Below are 1,347 nucleotides of genomic sequence, written 5' to 3' on the forward strand. Positions count from 1 at the left end.
GCGTAGCAGATACGCTTTCTCAATCTGTACCAAACAATATTACTTCGGAAATGGGTCTGGCGCTATTGGATGTCGCAGATGTGATTCGTCCTTATCCAGAAGTAATTGATTATTTACAACATGTAAAAGATGATAACTTTTTGGATGAACTGGTTAAGTTTGATGGTGGACAGGAAACCCAAGACGCTATCTATGATTATCTCAGCAAATACGGAATGCGATGTACCGGAGAAATCGATATTACTAAAACTCGTTGGAGCGAAAAACCAACTACACTTGTCCCCGTGATTCTTAGTAATATCAAAAACTTTGAGCCTAATGCTAGCAATCGGAAATTTGAGCAAGGGCGGCAGGAAGCTTTGAAAAAAGAACAAGAGTTATTAGATCGATTGAAGCAATTACCGGATGGTGAACAAAAAGCCAAAGAAACAAAACGAATGATCGACCTAATCCGGAATTTCATCGGTTATCGAGAATATCCAAAATATGGCATGGTTAATCGCTACTTCGTTTATAAGCAGGCTTTACTGAAAGAAGCCGAACAACTCGTACAGGCCAACGTTATTCATGAAAAAGAAGATTTATACTATCTCACTTTTGAAGAACTTCACGAAGTCGTACGCACAAATAAACTAGATTACCAGATCATCAGCAAACGAAAAGACGAGAACAAATTATATGAAAAACTAACTCCACCACGTGTTATCACGTCTGATGGTGAAATCATTGTAGGTGAGTACAAACGAGAAAATCTTCCAGCCGAAGCTATTGTAGGTCTACCTGTTTCTTCCGGAGTTATCGAAGGAAGAGCACGTGTCATCTTAAATATGGACAATGCGAATTTAGAAGAGGGAGATATATTGGTTACAGCCTTTACCGACCCTAGCTGGACACCGCTGTTTGTATCTATCAAAGGCTTGATTACGGAAGTAGGTGGTTTGATGACCCATGGTTCTGTCATTGCCCGAGAATACGGTCTTCCAGCAGTTGTAGGTGTGGAGAATGCTACGAAGCTGATCAAGGATGGACAAAGGATCAGGGTGAATGGAGCAGAAGGGTATATAGAAATACTATAATTCATTACATTTAAATCATAAAAGAAGAGCATTCGAATTAGGAGAATCATTGACATCATGGTGCTTTGCGGTCTATGGTAGGAACCCTGTCACTAGGACATATAAAGGGGGCAGTAACTGAAGATCGATATTAATTGCGCGATTGTGGAGCAATACAGGTAGAAAATGATTAAACTTTTTTATAAAACCGAAACATAAATCTGTTGGAAAAGAATCCATTTTGATCAATCTTTTTTCAAAATGGATTCTTTTTATTTACCGTAGAATACGG

General features: G+C 38.9%; 1 protein-coding gene. It reads left to right on the forward strand.

Features of this window, described 5'->3' with window-relative positions:
- The coding region (locus AC1DOS_RS20130) for a PEP-utilizing enzyme (protein ID WP_477538910.1) at positions 1–1,076 on the forward strand (1,076 nt) is incomplete at its 5' end.
- Positions 1,077–1,347 lie beyond the last annotated feature (271 nt).

The organism is Paenisporosarcina sp. P5_A11 (assembly GCF_056400705.1).